Source organism: Cellulomonas algicola (assembly GCF_003851725.1).
Lineage (GTDB): Bacteria > Actinomycetota > Actinomycetes > Actinomycetales > Cellulomonadaceae > Cellulomonas > Cellulomonas algicola.
The window spans coordinates 1-5,554 of sequence record NZ_BHYL01000380.1; the positions used below are offsets into that span (position 1 = coordinate 1).

At 76.6% G+C, this 5,554-nt stretch carries 5 protein-coding genes; 2 read left to right on the forward strand and 3 right to left on the reverse strand.

What is annotated here, in order from left to right:
* On the reverse strand, window positions 1-248 hold a 248-nt coding region (locus CTKZ_RS22225; RefSeq protein WP_210766402.1), incomplete at its 3' end, for a hypothetical protein.
* Window positions 249-471: 223 nt separating this feature from the next.
* Between CTKZ_RS22225 and CTKZ_RS19485 the strand changes: the two genes are divergently transcribed.
* On the forward strand, window positions 472-1,488 hold the full coding sequence (locus CTKZ_RS19485; protein WP_124344470.1) for a hypothetical protein: 1,017 nt from the start codon (window positions 472-474) through the stop codon (window positions 1,486-1,488).
* A 6-nt stretch (window positions 1,489-1,494) separates the two neighbouring features.
* On the opposite strand, the gene CTKZ_RS19490 is transcribed toward CTKZ_RS19485, so the two are convergent.
* A complete protein-coding gene (locus CTKZ_RS19490; protein WP_124344471.1) occupies window positions 1,495-2,859 on the reverse strand; it encodes an FAD-binding oxidoreductase in 1,365 nt (454 codons plus the stop codon).
* Window positions 2,860-3,089: 230 nt separating this feature from the next.
* Between CTKZ_RS19490 and CTKZ_RS19495 the strand changes: the two genes are divergently transcribed.
* Window positions 3,090-3,965: an alpha/beta fold hydrolase gene (locus CTKZ_RS19495; protein ID WP_124344472.1), complete on the forward strand. Its 876-nt coding sequence runs from the start codon at window positions 3,090-3,092 to the stop codon at window positions 3,963-3,965.
* 51 nt (window positions 3,966-4,016) lie between these two features.
* On the opposite strand, the gene CTKZ_RS19500 is transcribed toward CTKZ_RS19495, so the two are convergent.
* Window positions 4,017-5,486, reverse strand: a complete 1,470-nt coding sequence (locus tag CTKZ_RS19500; protein ID WP_124344473.1) for a glutamate synthase subunit beta — start codon at window positions 5,484-5,486, stop codon at window positions 4,017-4,019.
* Between the last annotated feature and the right edge of the window lie 68 nt (window positions 5,487-5,554).

Below are 5,554 nucleotides of genomic sequence, written 5' to 3' on the forward strand. Positions count from 1 at the left end.
CGCCGGGCGTCCGGCCGCGCCGCTCGCCCGACGGCGGGCGCCGGGACCGCGCCGGCAGGGGTACCGGAGCCGGCGGCGACCTGGGTGCCGGGCTCGACGGCGGCCGGGGTGCGAGGCTCGGTGATCGACTCGACGGCGGGTGCCCCCGGCTGCGACGGCAGCAGGGACGTCGACCCGTCGAGCGTCGTGGCGCGTGGGCCCGCCTGACGCGCACGGGCCGCGCGCTCGTCGAGGAGCCACCGGGGCACGCGACCGCTCGGCGACGTCGGCACGTCGCGCGGGAGCGGTCGGGACCCCTCGGCGGTCACGTCCTGCGCATCGACCGGGCGGAGCCGCACGTGAGAGGCGCGTCACGACGCCACCCGTCCGCCGCAGGACGGTCGAGGAGTGCCCGACGCCCGCCGCCGACGCCGCTCCCCCGCGTCGCCTCCTGCGTTTGACCTCGGACGACGACGGCAGGACGCTCGCGACATGTCCGATCCCGCAGGAACCGGAACGACGGACGCCGCGGACCGTGGCGCGACGGCCACCGCGCCCCGGTCGCGCGTGGGCGGCCCCACGCACGTCGGCACCGCGAGCACCGACCCGCTCGCCCGGGCGACGTACCGCCTGCTGCGCATCACGCTCGTCGCGCTGCCGGTGCTGCTGCTCGTGTCGTCGTTCCTCGTGTGGGTGACGGGCGGACGCGTCGAGCGGTCGATCAGCGACTACTACGACGGCGACCTGCGCGACGTGTTCGTCGCGATGCTCGCCGGCATCGCGGTCTGCCTGGTCGCCTACCGCGGTTTCCCCGCGGTCGAGGACTACACGCTCAACTGGGCGGGGTTCCTCGCGCTGGTCGTCGCGTTCGTGCCGAACAGCCTCACCGCCGAGCTCGAGCGGCTCGACGGCGCTGCCCGGACGCAGGCCGCGCTGCCCGCACGGATCGTGCTGACGTCACTGCTGCTGGTGTCGGCGGCGGTCGTCCTCGTGGAGTGGCGGACGACCCGCGCGACCATGCACGCCGCGCGCACGGCCCGTGACGGCGGCTGGGTGTTCTGGCTCATGACGGTCCTCGGGCTGGCGGTCGTCGCGCTGCTGGTCGTCCGCCTCGTGCAGCCGGGCACGACCTTCGCGTGGCTGCACGGCGCGGCGGCGATCGTGCTCATCGTGAGCCTGGCGCTCGCGGTGCTGAGCCACGGGTGGCCCGCGACCGACGCCGCGTCGGACCGGCGCTACCGCAGGATCTACCTCACCGTCGCCGCGCTCATGGTCGCCGGGCTGGTGCTGTGGCCTGCGCTGGAGCGTGCAGGCGTCGACGAGGCGATCCTCGTCGTCGAGTGGTGGGAGATCGTGCTCTTCATCGTCTTCTGGGTCACCGAGACGGTGCGGACGTGGGACCCGGTCGCGATCGAACCGCTGCACCTGCCCGACGAGCCGGGGACGCCCGTTCCGCCTCTCGCCCCACCGCAGCGACCGGCGACCCCCCGGCCGCACGGAGCCCCCTGACGCCCGTCAGCCCACCCCGGCGGGCTCCGGCGCGCGGGACCCGAGGACGTCGTCGGGGTCGTACCGCCGCCGGACCGCGTCGAGGCGCGCCGCGACGTCGGGCCGCCACCGTCCCGGGAGCCCTCCGCTCATGTTGGGGTTCGCCTCGTCGGCCAGCCACGGTGCGACGGCGGACAGCACGCGCTCGGCCGCACCCGGGCCGACGCCGGCGGCCTGCGGGCCCACGGCCACGAGCCCGAGCGTGAACGCGGCGTCCCGGCCGGCGACCGCGTCCTGACCGGTCGTCCGTGCTGCGGACGCGGACACGGGCGCGGAGACGTGCCGCAGCTCGACCGCGACGAACGGCTGGTCCGCGTCCGGGCCGACCGCGGCGAGCCACGCGTCGACGAACCCGTCGCGCACGTGCGCGAGCCCAGCACCACCCGTCCAGACGGGCGCGGGCGTGGTCGGGTCGCCGTGGATGCGGTCGGAGTCGCGCGCCGGCAAGGGGCCGAGGCCGTCGAGCAGTGCGGGGGCGAGCGCGCGGAGCGGGGCGGCGGCGCGCTCGCCGTCCTCGACCGACCCGGGCCGGGCGAAGCGCACCGACAGGACCGTGCGCCCGCGCAGCGGCTCGGGCACCACCTCGATCGGCGGCATCCGGACCACCGCGGCGCTCGTCGTCGTGAGGTCGTCGGCGCCGGCCGTCCAGTCGAGCCAGCCGCGCAGCGCGGTCGCGACGTGCGGGGTGTCGAACACGACGGCCCCCGCGTACAGGTCGGGGACCTCGACGAGCGCGATCCGGACGGCCACGACGACGCCCGGCACGGCGTTGCCGCCGCGCAGCGCCCACAGCAGGTCGGCGTGCTCGCCGTCGTCGGCGTCGACGACCTCGCCCGTCCCCGTCACGACCGTCGCGGACACCAGCCGGTCCGACCCGAACCCGTGGCTGCGCGCGAGCGGGCCCAGCCCGCCGCCGAGCAGGAAGCCGACGACGCCGACGTTCGACGACGAGCCCACGACGGGGACGAGCCCGTGCTCCGCGGTGCGCTCGACGACGGCGGCCCAGCGGACGCCGGCGCCGACGGTCGCGGTGCGCGTCGTGGCGTCGACGACCACGTCGTCGAGGCGACGGGTCGTGACGAGCACGCCCGACGTCAGCGGCCGCTCGGCGCCGTGCCCGGTCGCCTGCACGCGCAGCGGGACGCGGTGCTCGCGCGCGAGCCGCACGGCGGCGACGACGTCGTCCACGCCGGTCGCGCCGACGACCACGTCGGGGCGGATCGTGACGGAGAGGTTGAAGGCGGCGACCTCGTCGTCGTACCCCGCGGCACCGGGGACGAGCACGGGACCCTGGACGTGCGCCGACAGCGCGTCGGCGAGCGGGCTCGACATGCGACCTCCTGGCGACGTCGCAGGCGGTCGGTCCGCGGCGACTCCCTGCGACGCTCCCACGGACCACCGACACGCGGCACCGGCCGCCCGCCCCGCCCCCGCGCGCGCGCCGCCGTCGTCGCCGGGTCCACGATGGGCCCGATGAGTCCCGGGCGTGCGGCCGGTCAGCACCGTGAGCCCGTCCGCAGCCGACGACGAGCGACGACGAGCCTCGGCGACAGGAGCGCACCATGACCACCACGACCGACACCCGCACGCTCGACGTGCCGGGCGCGACACTCACCTACGACGTGCACGGCCCGCTGCCCACCGCGGACGGCGAGCCGCCGCTGGTGCTGATCGGGCAGCCGATGGACGCGAGCGGCTTCACGACGCTCGCGGGCCTCCTGACCGAGCGGACCGTCGTGACCTACGACCCGCGCGGGCTGGGCCGCAGCGCCCGGCACGACGGCTCGACGGTCAACGACCCCGCCGTCCAGGCGGAGGACGTGCACGCGCTGGTCGAGGCTCTCGGCGGCGGCCCGGTCGACCTGTTCGGGTCGAGCGGCGGTGCGATCACGGGCCTCGCGCTCGTCGCCGCGCACCCGCACGACGTCCGCACGTTCGTGGCGCACGAGCCCCCGCTGGTCGAGCTCCTGCCCGACGCCGAGAACGCCCGGGCCGCGGGGAGGCGCGTCGGCGAGGTGTACGCCGAGCGCGGCTGGGGTGCCGGCATGGCGACGTTCATGCTGGTGTCGTCGTGGCAGGGCCCGTTCCCGGACCGCTTCGCGCAGGAGCCCGTCGACCCCGCGCAGTTCGGGCTGCCGACGGAGGACGACGGCTCACGCGACGACCCGCTGCTGTCGGGCGTGTCCGACCCGGTCACCGCGTTCCGCCCGGACCTGGACGCGGTCGCCGCCGGCCCGACCCGCGTCGTGGTCGCCGCGGGTGAGGAGAGCCGTGACCTGCTGACGTTCCGCGCGACCGAGGCGCTGGCCGCCCTTCTCGGTCAGGACCTCACGCTGTTCCCGAGCCACCACGGCGGGTTCCTCGGCGGCGAGCACGGGTACGCCGGGCAGCCCGAGGCGTTCGCGGCGCGGCTGCGCGAGGTGCTGACGCGGGCGTGACGTGCCCCAGGGCGTGCGAGCGGCGCTCCACGGCACATCGCCGCGCCGCCGTCAGGCCCGCATCGCGACGCTGCTCGCCCGGACCGGCGCGGGCAGCGTCGTACGGCCGACGAGGTGGGTGTCGACGGCGGCGGCCGCCGCACGACCCTCCGCGATCGCCCACACCACCAGGGACTGCCCTCGGCCGCAGTCGCCTGCGACGAAGACGCCGGGCGTCGGCGTCGAGAAGTCGTCGGCCCTTGCGAACGCGCCCCGGGCGTCGACGGCCAGCCCGAGCTGCTCGGCGAGCCCGCCGCGCTCCGGCCCGGTGAAGCCGAGCGCGAGGACGACGAGCTGCGCCGGCAGGACCTGCTCGGTGCCCGGGACGGCGACGAACCGGCGGTCGACCCGCTCGACGTCGACGACACGGACGCCCGTGACTCGGCCGTCGTCGCCGTCGAGCCCGAGCGTCGACACCGCGAACCGGCGCTCGCCGCCCTCCTCGTGCGACGTCGAGACCTTGAACACCGTCGGGTACGTCGGCCAGGGCTGGTCGTCCGGACGCGCCTCGGGCGGCTGCGCCAGGATCTCGAGCTGCACGATCGACCGTGCGCCCTGCCGCACGGCGGTGCCCACGCAGTCCGCGCCGGTGTCGCCGCCGCCGACGACCACCACGTCGAGCCCTGTCGCGACGGGTGCCCCGGGCACGGGCGAGCCGACGGCCGCGTGGTTGGCGGGCACGAGGTAGTCCATCGCGGGCATGACGCCGGCCAGGCCGCGGCCCGGCACCGGCAGGTCGCGCGGGACGGTCGAGCCGGTCGTGACGAGCACCGCGTCGAACCGGCGGCGCAGCTCGTCGCCCGTGACGTCACGGCCCACGTCGACGCCGCACCGGAACACCGTGCCCTCGGCGCGCATGACGTCGAGGCGACGCTCGACGACGGCGGCGGGCAGCTTGTGCTCGGGGATGCCGTACCGCAGCAGCCCGCCGGGCGCGTCCGCACGCTCGAAGACGGTGACGTGGTGGCCCGCGCGGGTGAGCTGCTGCGCGGCCGCGAGCCCGGCGGGCCCGGAGCCGACGACCGCGACCGTGCACTCGGTCATGCGGCCCGGCACCTCGGGCACCACGAGACCGCGGTCGAACGCCTCCTCCGCGATCGAGAGCTCGACGTGGCGGATCGTCACGGGCGGCTCGTGGATGCCGAGCACGCACGCCGACTCGCACGGCGCCGGGCACAGCCGGCCCGTCATCTCGGGGAAGTTGTTCGTCAGGTGCAGACGGTCGCTCGCGTCCTGCCACTGCCCGCGCCACGTGAGGTCGTTCCACTCGGGCATGACGTTGCCGAGCGGGCACGCGTGGTGGCAGAACGGCACACCGCAGTCCATGCACCGCCCCGCCTGGCGTCGCAGCGTCTCCAGGAAGGCCGCGTCGCCGACGGGGTGGCGGTGCACCTCGTCCCAGTCGAGGATGCGCACCGCCACCGGCCGGTCGGGCGGCAGCTCGCGCACGCGCGTGGTGAGGAAGCCCCGGGGATCGGCCATGCGGGGACGGTAGGTCCGGCCCCGACCCCGCCCGGCGGTCCAAGGTCCTAGACCGTCGGGGCCGGGGG